The following is a 20,039-nucleotide window of genomic DNA, read 5'->3' on the forward strand; positions in this document are numbered from 1 at the left end:
GAGGGTGTCGGCGAGACATCAGGTCAACGGTCGGGCCGTTCTCATTCACGGTCCGGCAGAAGAAACGAGTTTTCTTCGTTCGGTGCGGTTCTCCTTCCGGGGCTCCGCAATTTCACAAGCGGCCTTCGGGTCAACGTGAAATCTGGTCCTGACGTGTTCGCCGACGCCCTCGTTCTCCCTGAGGCCGGGGTATTGCCGGCATCCCCTTTCCCACATTGCTGATCTGACCGCGCCGCTTCTGTCGTGCTGCCTTGGGGCAGGCGAGGGCTACGGCGAACCGGCGATTGCCGTGACGGTCATGGCTCGGGCGACTGCGCCAAGCCCACTAAGACCGATTCCCCAGTCTCGAGCTTCGCGCCGGCCGGCATTGGTGGCTGCGAGTGGTGCCGCCGCACGAGGCGGCCACCGGGGCTCTTCGGGTGAGCCGCTCCCACAAATTGTAACCGCACGACGCGCACCACCGCGCGCGATGGTTATCGATGTCCCAAAATCCCTCGGTAAACAGAATCTGACGAATCGCAGAAGTGCCTGCAAATCGGGGACTTTTTGAATTTTGCGCGCAGGCGCCGTGCGCTCGCGTTTACGTCTGCTTCATCGCGATACTTAAACTGCCATTCAAATTTGCCCGCCATCATTGCCTCCAACAAGCCGGCAAACGGCTTGGGCAAGAAGACTTCGACGAGAAGACTTGGGGAAGAGTTGAACAGTGCACGATCCCAGAAGGGATCATGCAAATCAGAGTTGGACGGGGGCCGCGCTCGGGGGAACGAGGCGGCACAAGAAAAAAGGGGATGCGTTATGTTTCAGGGTACTTTCGATCTGGAGACGGCGACGCCGATCGACGCCAGCGCGCTGTCGGACGTTCTGTTCGAGCGCGGGATCTATTGGGCGAGCGGCCGCTCCGGCCTCGTCGATCTCGTCGCCGCGCACAAATGGTTCAACCTCGCTGCCCTGAAGGGCCGCAAGGACGCCGTAGCGCTCCGCCAGGAAGTTGCTGGCCAGATGTCGGATGCCGAGATCTCGGCCGCGCAGCGCGACGCGAGGGCGTGGGTTTCCGCCCACTAGAGCCGTTTCCGGTCCGATGGAACCGGACCGGGGCTCTCGGTCCCTGTTGATGCGCGGTTCTTGCGCGAGCCGATATCGAGTTCGCTAGAAACCCGCTTTGAACTGAGAATCGCATCCGACCCCGTGTTTTCACGGGCGGACCTGTTGCGCTGAATCAAATCTTTCGTCGTGCCGCCACTTAAGAACCCGCGCGGCATGAACACCCACGACACCAATCGACAATGGCTGCCGATTCAGATCGCGCCCGATGACTGCGATCTGGAACTCGACGGCCGCACAAGACAGGCATCGTGTCCTGGACCTTTCCAGCCCGCCGCAGGTGCGGCGTCTGGTTCAACGTCTGGGCCAACGAGCCGGTGCTGATTTCGCCGTCGCATTGGCGCATCTGGCGGTCCGGCCGCTAGGCGCGGACACACATATATAAGGTCATCGGGAATCGACCTGAGCTCGGCGGCGCTGGTGCTTGCGCGGGGCTTCCGTAGCCGATCGGCGGCTGCCTTCAGCTGAAAGAGCCCACGGACTTTGACGCTGTTGGGTGGCGGAGAGGGAGGGATTCGAACCCTCGATACAGCTTGAGACCGTATGACGCTTTAGCAAAGCGTTGCCTTCAGCCACTCGGCCACCTCTCCGGTGCGAGCCTTATGCCTCTAATTAGTTGGGCCGGTCAATTTGTAAGCGCGTGATTGCGCTCGAATATTCCCAGCGATTTTCGAAACAAGCCGGCTTGCCTTCGGGACGAGAACCATTAGGCCGCGAGAACAGGCGCGGGGGGCCGGAATGTCTCGCGCGTGGGGTATTCTTCCTGGCGTAAGTGGCTGGATTTACTGCGGAATCGATAGCTCTTGTGCGGCAGAGCCTATCGAGCTGGGAATTCGCTCGTCTGAGCGATACCCCAGTAACGCTTTGAATCTAATTGATTTATAGCCAAAGTGCCTGCTGTCGCGCGTGGAGCGAGCTGCTCCTTGACCGTATTCGCTCGGACGGTCCGCCGATTCTGGTAACGATGCTCCCGGCGGAATAAGCGCCGCAGCGGCAGCCCGGATGGGCGTTCGCGGGACCGGTTGCTATGGTCAACGCGTTGAATTGAGGGAGGAATGGCTTGGCGAACGAGTTGCAGGCCAAATTTCGGCGTGCTGTCGATGCCTTTCAGGGCAGGGACCTGGCGAAAGCGGAAAAAATACTCGAGCAGATCAGGAGATCCTCCCCGAATATCTTCGACGTCGAGCACTTCCTCGGCGTGATCAAGCTGATGCAAGGCCGGTTTTCGGAGGCCGAGGTCCATCTCAAGGCGGCGGTCGGCCTGAATGGAAGCAGTGACGAAGCGCTCAGCAACTATGGCTATGCACTCAAATCCCTGAATCGCCCCCAGGAGGCGCTGACGTATTTTTCGCGCGCCTTGGCGGTGAATCCGCGCAATCCTCTTTCCTACCACAACCGAGGTTCGATCCTCGCCGAGTTTGCGAGAGACTATTCGAATGCGATCGATCAATTCGACAAGGCGATAGCCTACAATCCGAACTTCGCCGATGCCTATGTGAGCAAGGGCAATTGCCTCGAAAAACTGCAACGCTACGAAGACGCTCTCGTCGCCTACGACAAGGCGCTGGCGATCAAGCCCGATCTGGAGAATGCCTGGCTTGGCCGCGGCAATGCCTTGCGGAACCTCAAGCGCCATGACGAGGCATTTGCAACCTACGACAGGGCGCTGTCGGGCAGGCCTGGGTTCGGGGACGCATGGATTGGCCGAGGTGACGTTTTGGCCGATCTCGAGCGCCATGACGAAGCGCTTGCTGCCTACGACAAGGCGCTGGCGATCAAGCCCGATCTGGCGAATGCGTGGGTTGCGAGGGGGCATGTTCTCTGGGGTCTCGCGCGCTACGACGACGCGCTTGCCGCCTACGACAAGGCGCTGTCGATCAAGCCCGACCTGGAGGGCGCCTGGCTTGGCCGCGGCAATGTCTGCTACGATCTGAAGCGCTACGACGCGGCATTCGCGGCATATGACAAGACGCTGTCGATCAGGCCTGATCTGGCGGAGGCGTGGCTTGGCCGGGGCAATGTTCTCACCGAGCTCAAGCGCTACGACGACGCATCTGCCGCGTATGAGCGGGCGCTGTCGATCAAGCCCGACCTCGCCGAAGCATGGCTCGGTCAAGGCAATGTCGCGTGGGGTCTCAAGCGTTATGAGGACGCTCTTGCTGCCTTCGACAAGGCGCTCTCGATCAAGCCTGGTCTGGAAGGAGCCTGGATTGGTCGAGGCAACGTCTTCACCGATCTCAGGCGCTTTGACGAGGCTCTTGCTGCTTACGACAAGGCTCTATCGATCAAGCCTGATCTCGAAGGCATCGAGGGGCTGCGTCTCTATACAAAGATGCATTTGTGCAACTGGGATCATCTGGAGGAAGAGATCAGTCATTTGACGGCGGCAATCCGGGCGGGCAAAGCGAATAGCTCTCCTTTTGCCTTGCTGTCGCTGACGGATTCTCCTGACGATCATCTCCGATGCGCCAGAGCATGGGTCGCCGCAAAGCTCGCGCAACTCTCGAAACCAGGCGCGAAGGCGGAGAGCAACAGGCACGACAGGATAAGGGTCGGATATGTCTCGCCCGATTTGCGTGAGCATCCGGTCGGCTACCTGACCGCCGGGATTTTCGAGAGCCACGACACCGATCGCTTCGAGACCTACGCCTTCTCGATCGGTCCGGGCGACAACAGCGATCTGCGCAAGCGGCTGGAAGGCTCCTTCCATCGCTTCATCGATTGTCAGCACAAGAACGACAGTGAGGTCCTGCAAGCGATCAAGGATGCCGGGATCGACATCCTCGTCGATCTTGCCGGACATACGCACAATGCCAGGCTGTCCCTGTTCGCATCCGGTCCAGCTCCGATTGTCGTCAACTACCTCGGATTCGCAGGAACGTTGGGAAGCAAAGACCTCGCTCACTACATCATCGCCGACAAGGTCGTGCTGCCGGAATCCAGCGACCAGTTCTTTGAAGAGAAGGTCGTTCGCCTGCCTGGCAGTTTCATGCCGCGTGACAGCAGGGGACAGGCCGTCGATCAGACGACCTGCGACAGGGCTGATCACGATCTGCGGCCGGAATGGACGGTGTTTTGCTGCTTCAACAATGCCTACAAGATCAATCCATCCGTCTTCGGCAGCTGGATGAATATCCTGAAGAGCGTGGACCTGTCGGTGTTGTGGTTGTCCGATATGGGGGAAATGGCAAAATCCAACCTGAGAAAGGAAGCAGGGCGCCTCGGCATCGATCCGGATCGCCTGGTGTTCGCCAAGCGCCTTTCATCATCCTCCGACCATCTGGCGCGCCATCGCCTTGCCGATCTGTTCCTCGATACACTGCCATACAACGCACATACGACGGCCAGCGACGCGCTGTGGGCCGGTCTGCCCGTCCTGACGCAGGTCGGAAATGGTTTCGCAGGCCGCGTCGCCGCGAGCTTGCTTGAGGCCGCTGGCCTGCGCGAGCTGATCGCGCGGACACGCGAGGAATATGAAGCGCTCGCGATCGACCTTGTGCGCAACAAGCAAAGGCTTCAGGCCATTCGCAACAGGCTGCAAGAGAACCGGACAACGTCGCTGTTTGATGCGCCTCTCTATACGAAGCATTTGGAGGCGGCCTACGAGGCAATGCTTCAGAGGCATCGAGCTGGATTGCCGCCGGATCAGATCGAAATTCAGGCGCTTGGATGAGCAAGCCGTCATAACGCCTGCCGTCCATTGCTGGCGCGGACGCACCAGAGCCCGCTCCGCCCACTCGCGGGTTCCCGGACTAGCGCCCGACGGGGATCGAGGACGCTGATTGGGAAGAGGGGCTGGCGCCGGATGCCGGCTGTTCGGCCGGTTGGCCCAGCGCCTGTCCGAGCGAATCGATCCGAGCCCTTCATATGAATGTCCAACGCCGCGTCGACCGGCGCCCTTGGGGCGGCTGCTGTCGTGGCCGTGTCCTTGCCAAGTGAGCCATTTCGCGGCGGGCCGGCATCCCGCCTGAGTCTCCGGCCGATTCCACGATTCGACCGCGTCAGAACCGCAAAGGGGCGACGCTCCGTCCACGCCGCCTCAATTGAGGATTTTCAGAGGCGACTGGAACCGTCTCGAAAATGTCAGTAAAAACAGTATGTTGCGAGGGCGCTGTGATCACATCTGCGTGTTATTTGTGCAACACCCGTCGGAAAACACGCTCCATAGGCCCGGTTCGGAGCGTTCTGTTGTTGTGTGTGCAAGGACGTTCGGTAATTGTGACTGAGCGACGGAGGGGGGCATCCCGAGGTCGTCCCGTTTTAGGTGGTTCGCTTAAGTCCCTCGCGTTCAGCGGGTGTGTCCGAAGGCGCGAAGCGACTAAGCGGTGAGTTAAGGGACAAGGGAACCAACCTTAGGGTGTCGTCACCCAGCGGATCCGGAACCTTCCCTATAGAGCAAACTTGGAGGTTTAACATGAAGTTGGTTAAGAGCCTTTTGCTCGGTTCAGCGGCGGGTCTGATCGCCGTTGGCGGAGCGCAGGCAGCCGATCTCCCCGTGAAGGCCAAGGCGGTCGAATACGTGAAGATCTGCTCCCTGTACGGTGCCGGATTCTACTACATCCCGGGCACTGACACCTGCATCAAGCTGGGTGGTTACCTGCGCGCCGAAGTCGCGCTGGGCACCAACTCGGACTTCACTCTGAACCAGAACGTTTCGACGCAGGGCGCCAACGGTGCGCGCAACCGTCTGACGAACTACTACACCGCTCGTGCTCGTGAAGACCTGAACATCGACACGCGCACCGCGACCGAGTACGGCGTCGTCCGTACCTTCTTCGACGGCGTGTTCTCCTGGACCACCGGCAACTACGTCGGCACCGGCAGCGCGACCGGCACCACCGCCTACAGCGGCGCGCTGGCGACTGCCACGACTCCTGGCGCGACCACCACGTCGCTCTTCGGCTCGGGCGGTGGCTCGGTCAACGGCACCGACGGCAACACCTCGGCTGGTTCGCTCGGCGTGTACTACGCCTTCATCCAGTTCGCCGGCTTCACGATGGGTAAGGCGGTGTCGCAGTTCGACGCTCCCTGGACCAACTATCCGGGCAACAACTTCGACGGTCTCGTCGGCGGTTCCGGCACGGTCACGGGTGTCAACCAGTTCACCTACACCGCTGACTTCGGTCAGGGCATCACGGCGTCGTTCTCGGCTGAAGATTCGACCTCGTACTATCAGGCCGGCAACCTCAACATGTCCGGTGCGACCGCATCCAGCGTCCTCGGTGCCTCCTACGGCTCCAACGCCATCGGCGGCTCGCGTTCGCCGAACCTCGTCGGTATGGTGCGTGTTGACCAGGCTTGGGGTCTCTTCCAGGCGTCGGTCGCTGCGCATGACAACCACGTTGCCTACTACGGCGCGACCGAGCCGACTGGCCACCCCGACGACAAGTGGGGTTGGGCGGTTCAGCTCGCTCTGTCGATCAAGAACATCCCGACCGGTGCGGGTGACGTGATCAACATTTCGGGCGTCTACACCGACGGCGCGACCCGCTACAACTTCCAGAACCTCGCGGGCAGCAGCTACGTGATGTTCGGTAGCTCGAGCACCGCCTACCAGAGCCTCGGCTATGCCTCGGCTCCGGACACCGTGTTCATCACCGGCAGCCAGCAGGAGACGGTCAAGACCTGGGGCTTCCGTGGTGCTTACACCCACAACTGGGATCCCTACTGGAACACCGCGATCTACGGTGCCTACGCTCAGGCTCAGTTCGGCACCTTGGCCAAGACCACGCTCTGCGGCGCCGGCGGCGCTGGCGGCGGTGTGATCGGTGCTGGCTTTGCCGGCGTGACCGCCTGTAACCCGGACTTCGCGATCGGCCAGCTCGGTATCATCACCCGCTGGACCCCGGTCAAGAACCTGACGTTCTCGGCTGACGTCGCCTGGACCCACCTCGACCAGAAGTATGCTGGTACGGTGACCCCGGCCGCTCTGGTCCCGGTTCCCGCCAAGCCGGTCGCGACCTACGAGCTGAAGGATCAGAACTCGGTCGTTCTGCTCCTCCGCGCTCAGCGCAACTGGTAAGTTCGGTCTAACGACCTGACAGAGAGCCCCGGCGGGAAACCGCCGGGGCTTTTCTTTTGGTGAACCGGCTTGCGACCCGGCAATGTCAGCCGAGCCGGCGCCCCGCTTCCGTGACCGGTCGCTCGCTCCGGCTCAGCTCGCGGCCTCTCCGCGCTGTCTGCTTAGCCCGAAACGGACCGTTGATCTGGATCAACCCGGAGGAGTGCCGCTTCGTTTCTGTACGCCTCACGATTAGTCAAAGACCCCACTTTCGAAAAGCGCCTATCAAGCGAAGCAACTCGTCGCGCGGTGTGAAGCAACGCAGGCCGCTGATGCACGGGCCGGGGGGCGGGATGAATCTGGCTGATACGAAATCGTTGTCTGGCTCCGGACAATCGTTCGAAGATCCAGCAGGTGAGGCGATGCTTTACGTGCCGGGCGGCACGTTTCGGATGGGCTCGGATCGGCATTATCCGGAGGAAGCGCCGGCCCATCGCGTTACCGTCGACGGATTCTGGATGGACCGCACGCCGGTCACTAACCGCCAATTCCGCAAATTCGTGAACGCGACCGGCTACGTCACTGTCGCCGAACTCACACCTGATGCGAAGGATTATCCGGGCGCTCTGCCGCACATGCTCAAGGCCGGCTCGCTGGTCTTCACGCCGCCTAAGCGAGCCGTAGACTTGCGCAACTGGACGCAATGGTGGACGTTCAAATTCGGCGCCGACTGGCGCCGTCCCTATGGTCCGCGCAGCAATATCAGCGGGCTCGACGACCACCCGGTCGTCCACGTCGCCTACCGCGACGTCGAAGCCTATGCCAAATGGGCCGGCAAGGAATTGCCGACCGAGGCCGAATGGGAGTTCGCCGCACGCAGCGGACTGGACGGCGCGGAATTCGCTTGGGGTGACGAGCAATTCCCCGGCGGCAGGCATATGGCAAACACCTGGCAGGGCAATTTCCCGCACCAGAATCTTGCGGCTGATGGCTTCGAACGCACTTCGCCCGTCACCGCATTCCCGGCCAATGGTTACGGCCTGCACGACATGATCGGGAATGTCTGGGAATGGACAGCCGATTGGTATTCGCAAAAGCACGAAGCCGACGCCCCGAAAGTCTGCTGCATCCCGCAAAATCCTCGCGGCGGGCCCGAGGGCGCGAGCTACGATTCTTGTCAGCCAAACCTCAGGATTCCGCGCAAGGTGCTTAAAGGCGGCTCGCATCTTTGCGCTCCCAACTACTGCCGCCGCTATCGTCCGGCCGCGCGTCATGCCGAGCCGATCGACACCTCAGCAAGCCATCTCGGCTTCAGGTGCATCACCAGGAAGAGGATCACATCATGAGTACAGATAGGATTCCGGAAAAGCCTGAGATGAGCACGAGACCGATCGGCGGAGGATTGAAACGCCGCGATCTCCTGTTGAGCGGTAGTTCTCTCGTCGCCGCTTCGGCGCTCTCGGCCGTCGGATTGACGACGAGCCCTGCGCAAGCGCAGCAACCGGCACCAGCGCCGGCAGCGGCCGGCCAGCGGCCAAACATCGTCTTCATCATGGGTGACGACATCGGCTGGTTCAATATCGGTGCCTACCACCAGGGCATCATGGCAAGCCGGACACCGAACCTCGACAAGCTCGCCGCGGAAGGCATGCGCTTCACCGACTACTATGCCGAGGCGAGCTGCACGGCGGGCCGCGCCAACTTCATCACCGGAGAGCTACCGATCCGTACCGGGCTTACCACGGTCGGCCAGGCAGGTTCCCCGATCGGCATGCCGGCGCAAGCGCCGACCATTGCGACCGCGTTGAAATCCATGGGGTACGCCACGGGGCAGTTCGGCAAGAACCACCTCGGCGACCTCAACGAATTCCTGCCGACCATGCACGGCTTCGACGAGTTCTTCGGCTATCTGTACCACCTCGACGCGATGGAAGACCCGGCCCACCGCAACTATCCGCAAGCGCTATTGGCCACCGTCGGTCCACGCAACATGGTTCATTCCTGGGCGACCAACGTCGACGATCCGACGGTGCAGACGCGCTGGGGCAAGATCGGTAAGCAAAGGATCGAGGACTCCGGACCGCTTTATCCAAAGCGGATGGAGACGGTGGATGACGAAATCCTGCAAGCCACCTTCGCCTTTATCGACAAGGCCAAGCAGGACAACAAGCCGTTCTTCGTCTGGCTCAACCCCACGCGCATGCACGTCGTCACCCATCTTTCGGAAAAATACGAGAACATGCGCAACTCGGAAAACGGGTGGTCGGTATCGGAGGGCGGGTTCGCGCAGCTCGACGACATCGTCGGCGCCGTCATGAAGAAGCTCAAGGACGAGGGCTTCGACAACAACACGATCGTCGCGTTCACAACCGACAACGGCGCGGAGAACTTCACTTGGCCCGATGGCGGACAGACGCCATTTGCCGGCGGCAAGGGAACGGCGCTGGAAGGCGGTTTCCGCGTGCCCTGCATGATCCGATGGCCGGGCAAGGTGCCCGCGGGAAAGGTCGAGAACGGCATGATCTCCGGACTAGACTGGTTCCCGACCTTCGTCGCCGCCGCCGGCAATCCGAATATCGCCGACGAGTTGAGGAAGGGAAAGCAGCTCGGCGACAAGACCTACAAGGTCTACCTCGACGGGTACAACCAGATGGACCTGATTACCGGAAAAGGTCCGTCTGCCCGCCACTCGATCTTCTACTTCACTGAGGGCACATTGAGCGCGGTGCGCATCGACGACTTCAAATATCGCTTCACCGATCAGCCGGGCGGCTGGCTGGGAGGCACGGTCAAGGTTGATTGGCCGATCCTCACCAATATCCGCCTTGATCCCTTCGAACGTACGAACTTGCCCAACGGCGATAAGGGATCGTTGGCATTCTATAACTGGTTTGCTTACGAGTTCTGGCGGTTCCAGTTCGTGCAGCAGGAGGTGGGCAAGCTCGCCCAAACTGCAATCGAGTTCCCACCGATGCAGAAGGGTGCGAGCTTCAACCTGGAAGCCGTCAAGGAGCAGATAGAGAAGGCCATGCAGTCGCACGCTGGCAAGTAGGATATGCGGCGACGTGCGCCCCAAGCCCGGGAGTGGCGCGAGCTGCCGGTCTGACCCGCGACATCGGCAGCTCTCGGCGCGCTCCCGGGATGGGGATGGCTCGCCTGAGGGGCGCATGTCCGGCGGTTGCCACCGATGCTCTCGGCCGTGAATCGAGAGGCGGCCGTCTCTACTCCACGCTGCCGGCGCCGCGGCGCAAATCGGCCTCGATCTGCAGCCGCGTGCCGCCGCCGAACCGGGCGCGATAGACCTGAAGGTTCTCCATGATCCGCTGCACGTAATTGCGTGTTTCGGAGAAGGGGATCAGCTCGACCCAGTCGACCGCGTCGACCTTGGGGTCGCGCGGGTCGCCGTAGCGGTCGATCCACTTCTTCACGCTGCCGCGACCGGCATTGTAGGCGGCAAAGGTCATGATGTAGGAGCCGCGATAATCCTCCAGCAGCCCGCCGAGCTCGGCGGAGCCGAGCGTGGCGTTGTAGACCGAATCGTTCTTGAGCCGCCCAAGATCGTAGGTCGCGCCGTGCCGCTTGCAGACATAGCGTGCCGCATCAGGCGTCACCTGCATCAGCCCGTAGGCCTGGGCCGGCGAGACCACTGACGGATTGAACGCGCTCTCCTGCCGCGCGATGGCGTAGACGATGCTGCGCTCGACCTCGGGGCCGATCGGGGTGAATTGCGGGATGCCGTTGACGGGGTAGGCATAGAAGTCGAACGGCAGGCCGCGGTTGAGCGCGGCCTTGCCGAGAAGCAGCATGCCGCGCGCATCGCTGTAGCGCTGGGTCAGCTCGCCGAGGCCGGCAAGCGCCTCGGGATCGCCGTTCTCGCCCATGTCGGCGAGCATCGGTATTGCCATTTCGCGCTCGTCGAGCTCGTAGAGCAGTTGCGCGGCGCGCACGATCTCCAGCCGTTCGGCGCCGCGACCGCGCGGCTGGCTGTTCAGCTCGATCTGCGGCAGGCCGAGTTTTGCGCGCGCGAGCTGGCCGTAATAGCTGGTGGACTGCTCAGCGGCGCGGGCGTAGGCGTTGCGCGCCTCCTGCTGGCGGCCCGAGGCTTCCGCGGCGCGGCCCTGCCAATAGCCGGCGCGCGCCAGCGTGGTCGGATTGACACTGCCGACGCCGATGCGGGCGAAATGCTGGGCGGCGGTCGTGGGGTCGTTGAGGAAGCGCAGCGCGATCCAGCCGGCGGTGAATTCCTGCTCGGTCTTGTAGATGTCGCGCGAGGGCAGCGCGGCATCGCGCGCGATCAGATAGGCGCTGCGGAATTCCTCGGTGTCGATCATCTTGCGCGCCAAAAGGCGCCGCTCGATCCACCATTCGTCGAGATTGTAGAGACGGTTCGGATCCTTCGGAGCCGACAGCATCAGCTGGGCGGCCTCAGTGAACTTCTCTTCACGTCGCAGCAGCTGGATCTTGCTGAAGAGGAAGCCGGGATCGTTGTGCAGCTCGCGCGGCACCGCCTCGAGCAATGCGCGCGCGTTCGGCGCCTTCTTGACGGAGGCGATGCGGGCCTTGGCGAGCGCGACATAGCCGGCGCCCAGGCGTTTTGCGGCGCGCAGCGCGGCCTCGTTCTCGCTGCCGTAGAGCAGGGTGTCCATCCGCGCCTTCTGGTCGCCCGCCGTCAGCAGGGCGCCGAACTGGTCGAGGGCGTTGTTCTCGGTGTCCTCCGACATCGGATCGCTGCGCCAGGCCTCGCGCACCAGCCGCTCGGCATTGGCGCGGTCGCCGCGTGCCAGCATCGCCCTGGCGAGCGTGAAGCGGCCCTTGGCGGACACCGGGGATTCATTCTCGAACCAGGACCACGCGACGGACTCGTCGCGCCTGTCGTCCCACATCGCAGCCTCCAGGCGGCGGCGCAGGAAGGTCTGCGACGGCCAGCTCGGATTGGCGGAGAGGAAGCCGCGATAGCGCTCGACGGTGGCGCCATTGTCCTCGCTGCGCAGGATGATCCATTCCGCAAGTTTTCGCGCGACTGGATCGGAGATGGAGGCGGCGTAATTGCTGGCATCGCCCGGCTTGCGCTTGCGCACGAGCTCGATGACGTTCTCCAGCGTGTCCTTGTCGGCTTGCGACGTCGACGAGGTCGCCGCGACGGCGGCCGGCGTCACCGGCTTGCGCGGTGCCGCGTGCTGGCGGGTTGCCGGCGCCAGCACGGGCGCTGCGATGGGTTTTGCGGGGGCCGGGGCGGTTGGCCTGATGGTGGCCGTCACGGCCGGGGCGGGGGCTGCTTTGGGGGACGAGCCGCTGGCGGTCGGCTGTGATTTCGGCGCCGGGGCTGCAGCCGCTGGCTTCGGCTTGTCCTTCCCGGAGTCCTTGCCTGCGGTCTTGCCAGTATCCTTGGCTGCATCCTTGGCCGGCTTCTTCGCTGCGTCCTTGGCCGGGGCGCCGGCCGCCCCCTTGCTCGAGCCTTTGGTTGCGTCCTTGCCGGTTCCCTTAGCAGTGTCCTTGGCGGATCCTTTCGCGGTGTCCTTGGCAGCTTGCTTCGCGGGTTCCTTGGTCCCGTCTGCGGGCGTTTCGTTGGACTTGGCGAGGGCGACGCAGCCGACCGACAGCCCTGCCATCAGGCTCACGACCAGACCGGCGGATCGCCAGGCGGCACGAGGAAAGGAGGTCACGGCGTTTTGTCGCCCCGAATCAGTGAAGTGGCTCAAGATCTAGCTGAATCTGATTGAATATGCGGACAAAATACCAACAGCCGCTTACTTCCGGCGGGTTTGCACCACCACCGCGGCAAAATCGCGGCCTAAACGGTGCGTCCCGCGGCAGCGGCCCTTTTACCGGCGGGATAGACCCGATATGTATGGGGCTTGCTCTCAAGATTGCCGCGTACGGAGGAAGTCCATGGCAGCCAAGACGAAATTCCGGGGGTCGTTCACCGCCTTGGTCACGCCGTTCAAGAACGGCTCGCTGGACGAGGCGGCGTTCCGCTCCCTGGTGAACTGGCAGATCTCGGAGGGCACCAATGGCCTCGTCCCGGTCGGCACCACCGGCGAGAGCCCGACGCTGAGCCATGACGAGCACAAGAAGGTCGTCGAATGGTGCATCGCTGAGGCCAAGGGCCGCGTCCCGGTCATCGCGGGCGCCGGCTCCAATTCGACCAAGGAGGCGATCGAGCTCTCCCAGCACGCCGAGAAGGCGGGCGCGGACGCCGTGCTGATCGTGACGCCCTATTACAACAAGCCGACCCAGGAAGGGATGTATCAGCACTTCAAGGCGATCAACGATGCGATCGGGATTCCGATCATCATCTACAACATCCCGCCGCGCTCGGTGATCGACATGTCGGTCGACACCATGAAGCGGCTGTGGGAGCTGAAGAACATCGCCGGCGTCAAGGATGCCACCGCCAGCATGGTTCGGGTGTCGCAGCAGCGCGCGGCGCTGGGCGAGGACTTCAACCAGCTCTCCGGCGAGGACGCCACCATCATCGGCTACATGGCCCATGGCGGCCATGGCTGCATTTCGGTGACGTCGAACGTCGCGCCCCGCCTGTGCTCGGAGTTCCACGCCGCCTGGCAGAAGGGCGATCATGCCACGGCGCTGAAGCTGCATGACAAGCTGATGCCGCTGCACAACAACCTCTTCATCGAGAGCAATCCGGCGCCGATCAAGTACGCGATGTCGCTGCTCGGCAAGCTCGACGAGACGCTGCGGCTGCCGATGGTGCCGGTCTCCGAACCGACGCGCGTTGCGGTGCGCAGTGCCATGGTGCACGCCGGACTGATCAACTGAAGCGCTGACCAAACCGGGGGAGCTTTTCATGGGGGTCGATGAAAAGGGCATGCGGATGCTCAAGGAGTTCCGCGAGTTCGCCATGAAGGGCAATGTCGTCGACCTCGCGGTCGGCGTCATCATCGGCGCTGCCTTCGGCGCCATCGTCACCTCGCTGGTCGGCGACGTCATCATGCCGCTCATCGGTGCCGCCACCGGCGGGCTCGACTTCTCGAATTACTTCATTCCCTTGTCGAAGGCGGTCACTGCCACCAACTTGGCGGATGCGAAAAAGCAAGGCGCGGTGCTTGCTTACGGTAGCTTCCTCACGCTGACGATCAACTTCATCATCATCGCCTTCGTGCTGTTCCTGGTGATCCGTGCCATGAACACGCTGAAGCGGAAGGAGGAGGCGGCGCCCGCCGAGCCGGCGAAGCCGTCGGCAGAGGTCGTGCTGCTCACCGAGATCCGCGATCTCCTCAAGAAGTGACGCGCGCACTTCGTCCAAACTGTTAGCATCGCTGCGTATCTCGATCAGGTTTTTTGCCAGGTTTTGTAGGTCATGGCCGACAAGAACGAACGTCCGATCAAGGTCATGGCGGAAAATCGCAAGGCCCGCTTCAACTATGCGATCGAAGACACGATCGAGGCGGGCATTGCGCTCACCGGCACCGAGGTCAAGTCGATCCGCAACGGCAAGAGCACGATCGCCGAATCCTACGCCGACTCCAAGGACGGCGAGATCTGGCTGATCAACGCCACCATTCCAGAATATCTCCAGGGCAACCGCTTCAATCACGAGCCGAAGCGGCCGCGCAAGCTGCTGCTGCATCGCCGGCAGATCAACAAGCTGATGGGCGCGGTCGACCGCGAGGGCATGACGCTGATCCCGCTCAAGCTTTACTTCAACGAGCGCGGGCGCGCCAAATTGCAGCTCGCGGTTGCCAAGGGCAAGAAGCTGCACGACAAGCGCGAGAGCGAGAAGAAGCGCGACTGGAGCCGTGAGAAGGGCCGGCTGATGCGGGCGAGGGGATAGTGAGATGAACCAGCGGAACCTGCTCGAGGTCGATTGGAGTCAGATTCCCGCGCCCACCGACGACGGCGGCGCCGCGCACCTGACCGGCATGACGCTGCCGCCGATCGGCCTGCTCGCGACCGACGACAGGTCGGTGACGCTGTCGGCGCTACGCGGCCGGACCGTGGTGTTCGCCTATCCGCGCACCGGTGAGCCTGGCAAGATCGCGCTGGTGGACGATTGGGACATGATTCCGGGTGCGCGCGGCTGCACGCCGCAGACTTGCGCATTCCGCGATCTGTTCGCCGAGCTGAAGGCTGCCGGCGCTGCCCAGGTGTTCGGCCTCTCGACCCAAAGCAACGAATACCAGACGGAGATGGCCTCGCGCCTGCATTTGCCGTTTCCTGTGCTGTCGGACGAGAAGCTGACGCTGACGCGCGCGCTGAACTTGCCGACCATGGAGGTCGCGGGCCTGACGCTGATCAAGCGGCTCGCGCTGATCATCGACGACGCCAGCATCACGCATGTGTTCTATCCGGTGTTTCCGCCCGACCGGAATGCCGGCGACGTCCTGAACTGGCTGAAGGCCAATCCGGCCAAGGGCTGACCAAGGCAAGGCTAGCCGAGGTCGGCCTTGATCCTCGCGAACACCGACCGGAACATGTCGGCGGTCAGCACGCCGGTGTTCGTGTTGTAGCGCGAGCAATGATAGCTGTCGTACAGCTTGAACGGGCCGGCCTGATGCACCGCGCCGTGGCCGAAGGGGGCTCGTGAGGCCTTCAGCTTCAGCGGTTTGAGCACGCTGTCGTGCGCAATCCGCCCGAGCGCGACGATGGCGCGCAGCTTCGGCATCGTCTCGAGATTGGTGACGAGGAACTGGCGGCAGGTGTTGATCTCGGCCGGCAGCGGCTTGTTCTGCGGCGGCACGCAATGCACCGCATTGGCGATGCGGCAGTCGACAAGCTTCAGCCCGTCGTCGGGCCGCGCCTGATAGGTCCCCTTGGCAAAGCCGTATTCGAGCAGCGTGGCGTAGAGCAGGTCGCCGGCATAGTCGCCGGTGAACGGGCGGCCGGTGCGGTTGGCGCCCTGCATGCCCGGCGCGAGGCCGACGATCAGGAGGCGCGCCGTGATGTCGCCGAAGGGCGGGACCGGGGCGTTGTGCCACAACGGCTCGCGCGCGCGGTTCGCCTGGCGAAAGGCGACCAGGCGCGGGCAGAGCGGACAGTCACGGTCGGGGACGAGGGTGGGGGGCTGGCGGCTTGACCGTGCCGCCTCACTCCTCGAAGTCGTCATCGCCCCTCGGCGCCATGGTGGTCGCGCGCTGGAGGAACTGCGGGGCGTGGTGGCGTCCCTCACCACGCTCGCCGCGGTCGCGCGGGGCGGGGCGTTCGGAGGGGTCGCGGCCGAGCTTGGATTGCAGCTCGACGAGGTCGGTGAAGACGTCGGCCTGGCGGCGCAGCTCGTCGGCGATCATCGGCGGCTGGCTGGCGATGGTGGAGACCACGGTGACCCGTACGCCGCGGCGCTGGACGGCCTCGACCAGGGAGCGGAAGTCGCCGTCACCGGAGAACAGCACCATCTGGTCGATGTGCTCGGCGAGCTCCATGGCGTCGACGGCCAGCTCGATGTCCATATTGCCCTTGACCTTACGGCGGCCGGAAGCGTCGATGAACTCCTTGGTCGCCTTGGTGACGACGGTGTAGCCGTTGTAGTCCAGCCAGTCGATCAGTGGGCGGATCGAGGAGTATTCCTGATCCTCGATGATGGCGGTGTAGTAGAACGCCCGGAGCAGCGTCCCGCGGCTCTGAAACTCCTTCAGCAGGCGCTTGTAGTCGATGTCGAAGCCCAGGGTTTTCGCCGTCGCGTAGAGATTGGCCCCGTCGATGAAGAGCGCGATCTTGTTGGTAGGAGAAGGTGACATTCAGTTTGCTCGCGTAGTGTGTCGTGATTGATCGTTTATTGTTGGCGCGGCGGCAGCCAGCCGCGCAGTCCCGAGGTGGCGCCTAATCCCGTCGAATCCGCAAATCCGGAGAAGTCGGGGCAATCAAGGTATAGTTATGGCGGACTCTCATATGCCCGGCGCCGCCCTTGCTGGCCGCCCGGGAAATCACCCATCCCAGCCCTAATGTGGGGGTACCAGAGCCATTTGGCGAGGCCAAATCACAAATTGGCCTTGCGAAATCGCCTTGGTCCCTATAACTAGCCCCAATCATCCACATATTTCGTCCCACCCACAACGGAGCGACAGTCCATGGCTCGCGTCACCGTAGAAGATTGTATCGACAAGGTCGACAACCGGTTTGACCTGGTCCTGCTGGCCGCCCACCGCGCCCGCATGATTTCGTCAGGTTCACAACTAACGGTTGACCGCGATAACGACAAGAACCCTGTTGTGTCTTTGCGCGAAATTGCCGACACGACCATCTCGCCGGAGGACCTCCGCGAGGAGCTGGTGCACTCGCTCCAGAAGTTCGTCGAGGTCGACGAGCCCGAGCCGGATACGGTGCCGCTGATCGGTTCCGCCGGCGCCAGCGTCGATGCGGACGATACCGAAGTTGCGGTTGAGCGCATGACCGAAGAGGAGCTCCTGAAGGGCCTCGAAGGGCTCGCGCCGCCGGAAGAGCAGCCCGAGGAGGACGAGTAATCGTCCCGTCGCAATCGTCGACTTCTTGTGATCATATCAAAGGCCCGAACCGTTGTTCGGGCCTTTGCTTTTGTTGGCGTTTTCGTGGTTACCATAGTGTTGTCGGTTGGCGCTGCGAACCTGTCATCGAATTGAACTGACGCACGCGCGGACGGAGCTAAGATGTATACAACGGGCAGCCTCACGGCCCGTTTAAAGGCAGGACGGCATGGTATATCGGCGCCGGAGATTAACGCAGATGCAGGCCGCAACCGAATCGGTTGCCATGGCCCCGACTGCGCCGGTGGTGCGTCCGGCAAAGCCGCGCGCGCGCATGATGCGTCAATATGACCTCGTCGAGCGCGTCCGGTCCTACAATCCCAACACCAACGAAGACCTGCTGAACCGCGCCTATGTCTACGCCATGAAGGCGCACGGCTCGCAGACGCGGGCCTCGGGCGATCCGTATTTCTCGCACCCGCTCGAAGTGGCGGCGATTCTCACCGACCTCAAGCTCGACGATGCCACCATCGTGGCCGCGCTGCTGCACGACACGATCGAGGACACCGAAGCGACGCGGGCCGAGATCGACCAGATCTTCGGGCCCGAGATCGGCGCGCTGGTCGAGGGGCTGACCAAGCTGAAGCGGCTGGAGCTGGTCTCGCGCGAGGCCAAGCAGGCCGAGAACCTGCGTAAATTGTTGCTGGCGATTGCCGACGATGTCCGAGTGCTGTTGGTCAAGCTCGCCGATCGCCTGCACAACATGCGCACGCTGGAATTCGTGCCGACGGAATCGCGCCGGCGCATCGCGGAGGAGACGCTCGACATCTATGCGCCGCTCGCGGGACGCATGGGTATGCAGGAAATGCGCGAGGAGCTGGAGGATCTGTCTTTCCGCACCCTCGACCCCGAGGCTTATTCGGTGGTGATGCAGCGGCTCGATGCGCTCGCCGAGCGCAACCGCAACCTGATCGGCGAGATCGAGGACCAGCTCTCCAACAATCTGCGCCACCGGGGCCTGGGGGCGCGGGTCTACGGCCGCCGCAAGAAGCCATTCTCGATCTGGACCAAGATGGAGCGCAAGTCGGTCGGTTTCGAGCAATTGTCGGATATCTTCGGCTTTCGCGTCGTCGTGAATGACGTCGAGGCGTGCTATCGCGCGCTCGGCATCGTTCACACCACCTGGCCGGTCGTGCCGGGCCGCTTCAAGGACTACATCTCGACGCCGAAGCAGAACGACTACCGCTCGATCCACACCACCGTGATCGGCCCGGGCAACCAGCGCGCCGAGCTCCAGATCCGCACCGAGGAGATGGATCAGATCGCCGAGCGCGGCATCGCCGCGCACGTGTTCTACAAGGAAGGCACGGGCTCGCCGACCGAATTCCTCAAGCGCGAATCCAACGCGTTTGCCTGGCTGCGCCACACTGTCGGCATCCTGTCGGAGAGCGCCAATCCCGAGGAATTCCTCGAGCACACCAAGCTCGAGCTGTTCCACGACCAGGTGTTCTGCTTCACCCCAAAGGGCAAGCTGATCGCGCTGCCGCGCCATGCCAACGTGATCGACTTCGCCTATGCCGTGCATACCGACGTCGGCAACAGCGCGGTCGGCTGCAAGATCAACGGCAAGTTCTCGCCGCTGTCCTCGGAGCTGCAGAATGGCGACGAGGTCGAGGTGCTGACCTCCGAGGCGCAGTCCGCGCCGCCATCCGCCTGGGAGACGCTCGCGGTCACCGGCAAGGCGCGCGCCGCGATCCGCCGCGCCACGCGCACCGCGGTCCGCGACCAATATGTCGGCCTCGGCCGGCGCATCGTCGAGCGCCTGTTCGAGCGTGCCAAGATCGAATACGCCGACGACAAGCTCAAGGGCGCGCTGCCGCGGCTTGCGCGCACCTCGATCGAGGACGTCATGGCGGCCGTGGGGCGCGGCGAGATCAAGGCGTCCCACGTCGCGCGCGCGATGTATCCCGACTACAAGGAGGAGCGCGTCGCCCGCTACGGCGTCAAGAAGGGCCTGGCCGCCAAGCTCAAGGAGAAGTCGTCCGAGCCGCCGCGCAGCCCGGTCGCGATCCCGATCCGCGGCATCAATTCCGACCTGCCGGTGAAGTTCGCGCCGAATGGCGGCGCGGTGCCGGGCGACCGCATCGTCGGCATCGTCACCCCGGGCGAGGGCATCACGATCTATCCGATCCAGGCGCCGGCCCTGAAGGATTTCGAAGAGGAGCCGGAGCGCTGGCTGGACGTGCGCTGGGACATCGAGGACACCGCGCCGCAGCGCTTCCCGGCCCGCATCAGGGTCGAGAACGTCAACGAGCCCGGCGCGCTGGCGCAGATCGCGACCGTGATCGCCGAGCACGACGGCAACATCGACAACATCAGCATGCAGCGCCGCTCGCCCGATTTCACCGAGACGACGATCGACCTCGAAGTCTACGATCTCAAGCACCTGAGCGCCATCCTCGCCCAGTTGCGCGCCAAGGCGGTCGTCGCCCGCGTCGAACGTGTTAATGGATAGACGCATCTTGCATGCGTCCGTC

14 protein-coding genes and 1 tRNA gene are annotated in these 20,039 nt (G+C 63.1%); 11 read left to right on the top strand and 4 right to left on the bottom strand.

The features are described 5' to 3' along the window. The first annotated feature begins 798 nt into the window (after positions 1-798). On the top strand, positions 799-1,065 hold the full coding sequence (locus tag QA649_RS21180) for a hypothetical protein (RefSeq protein ID WP_212432215.1): 267 nt from the start codon (positions 799-801) through the stop codon (positions 1,063-1,065). 536 nt (positions 1,066-1,601) lie between these two features. Here QA649_RS21180 and QA649_RS21185 read toward each other — a convergent pair. Continuing rightward, a tRNA-Ser gene (locus tag QA649_RS21185) sits at positions 1,602-1,694 on the bottom strand. A gap of 470 nt (positions 1,695-2,164) precedes the next feature. On the opposite strand from QA649_RS21185, the gene QA649_RS21190 reads away from it, so the two are divergent. The 4 genes from QA649_RS21190 (at position 2,165) to QA649_RS21205 (ending at position 10,157) form a co-directional block, all read left to right on the top strand. Continuing rightward, positions 2,165-4,777: a tetratricopeptide repeat protein gene (locus QA649_RS21190; RefSeq protein ID WP_283025860.1), complete on the top strand. Its 2,613-nt coding sequence runs from the start codon at positions 2,165-2,167 to the stop codon at positions 4,775-4,777. 741 nt (positions 4,778-5,518) lie between these two features. Beyond that, a complete protein-coding gene (locus QA649_RS21195; protein ID WP_283025861.1) occupies positions 5,519-7,126 on the top strand; it encodes a porin in 1,608 nt (535 codons plus the stop codon). Between the two features lie 332 nt (positions 7,127-7,458). Then, complete coding sequence (locus QA649_RS21200) at positions 7,459-8,451, top strand: formylglycine-generating enzyme family protein (RefSeq protein ID WP_283026065.1); 993 nt, start codon at positions 7,459-7,461, stop codon at positions 8,449-8,451. A 29-nt stretch (positions 8,452-8,480) separates the two neighbouring features. Then, positions 8,481-10,157: an arylsulfatase gene (locus tag QA649_RS21205; RefSeq protein ID WP_283025862.1), complete on the top strand. Its 1,677-nt coding sequence runs from the start codon at positions 8,481-8,483 to the stop codon at positions 10,155-10,157. 169 nt (positions 10,158-10,326) lie between these two features. Here QA649_RS21205 and QA649_RS21210 read toward each other — a convergent pair whose 3' ends face one another. Continuing rightward, positions 10,327-12,714: a lytic transglycosylase domain-containing protein gene (locus QA649_RS21210; RefSeq protein WP_283026066.1), complete on the bottom strand. Its 2,388-nt coding sequence runs from the start codon at positions 12,712-12,714 to the stop codon at positions 10,327-10,329. Between the two features lie 280 nt (positions 12,715-12,994). On the opposite strand from QA649_RS21210, the gene dapA reads away from it, so the two are divergent. From dapA to QA649_RS21230, 4 genes are all read left to right on the top strand, one after another. Then, positions 12,995-13,885 carry a 4-hydroxy-tetrahydrodipicolinate synthase gene (gene dapA / locus QA649_RS21215; protein ID WP_260390074.1) on the top strand — a complete coding sequence of 297 codons (891 nt, stop codon included), beginning with the start codon at positions 12,995-12,997 and terminating at the stop codon, positions 13,883-13,885. A gap of 28 nt (positions 13,886-13,913) precedes the next feature. Beyond that, the gene (mscL, locus tag QA649_RS21220; protein ID WP_283025863.1) at positions 13,914-14,354 is read left to right on the top strand and encodes a large conductance mechanosensitive channel protein MscL; all 441 of its coding nucleotides are present in this window, start codon (positions 13,914-13,916) and stop codon (positions 14,352-14,354) included. Positions 14,355-14,426: 72 nt separating this feature from the next. Continuing rightward, the gene (gene smpB, locus QA649_RS21225; RefSeq protein WP_035709956.1) at positions 14,427-14,900 is read left to right on the top strand and encodes an SsrA-binding protein SmpB; all 474 of its coding nucleotides are present in this window, start codon (positions 14,427-14,429) and stop codon (positions 14,898-14,900) included. Between the two features lie 4 nt (positions 14,901-14,904). Beyond that, positions 14,905-15,486: a peroxiredoxin gene (locus tag QA649_RS21230; protein ID WP_283025864.1), complete on the top strand. Its 582-nt coding sequence runs from the start codon at positions 14,905-14,907 to the stop codon at positions 15,484-15,486. A gap of 11 nt (positions 15,487-15,497) precedes the next feature. On the opposite strand, the gene QA649_RS21235 is transcribed toward QA649_RS21230, so the two are convergent. Continuing rightward, a complete protein-coding gene (locus QA649_RS21235; RefSeq protein WP_283025865.1) occupies positions 15,498-16,172 on the bottom strand; it encodes a uracil-DNA glycosylase in 675 nt (224 codons plus the stop codon). Further along, on the bottom strand, positions 16,153-16,800 hold the full coding sequence (locus QA649_RS21240) for an NYN domain-containing protein (protein WP_018644573.1): 648 nt from the start codon (positions 16,798-16,800) through the stop codon (positions 16,153-16,155). Before QA649_RS21240 ends, QA649_RS21235 begins: the two co-directional genes overlap by 20 nt. Positions 16,801-17,130: 330 nt before the next feature. On the opposite strand from QA649_RS21240, the gene rpoZ reads away from it, so the two are divergent. Continuing rightward, positions 17,131-17,523, top strand: coding sequence for a DNA-directed RNA polymerase subunit omega (rpoZ, locus tag QA649_RS21245; protein ID WP_008133017.1), 393 nt, complete (start codon positions 17,131-17,133; stop codon positions 17,521-17,523). A 208-nt stretch (positions 17,524-17,731) separates the two neighbouring features. Further along, positions 17,732-20,017: a bifunctional (p)ppGpp synthetase/guanosine-3',5'-bis(diphosphate) 3'-pyrophosphohydrolase gene (locus QA649_RS21250; protein WP_283025866.1), complete on the top strand. Its 2,286-nt coding sequence runs from the start codon at positions 17,732-17,734 to the stop codon at positions 20,015-20,017. Positions 20,018-20,039 lie beyond the last annotated feature (22 nt).

The sequence above is a fragment of the Bradyrhizobium sp. CB1717 genome, from assembly GCF_029714325.1.
GTDB lineage: Bacteria > Pseudomonadota > Alphaproteobacteria > Rhizobiales > Xanthobacteraceae > Bradyrhizobium.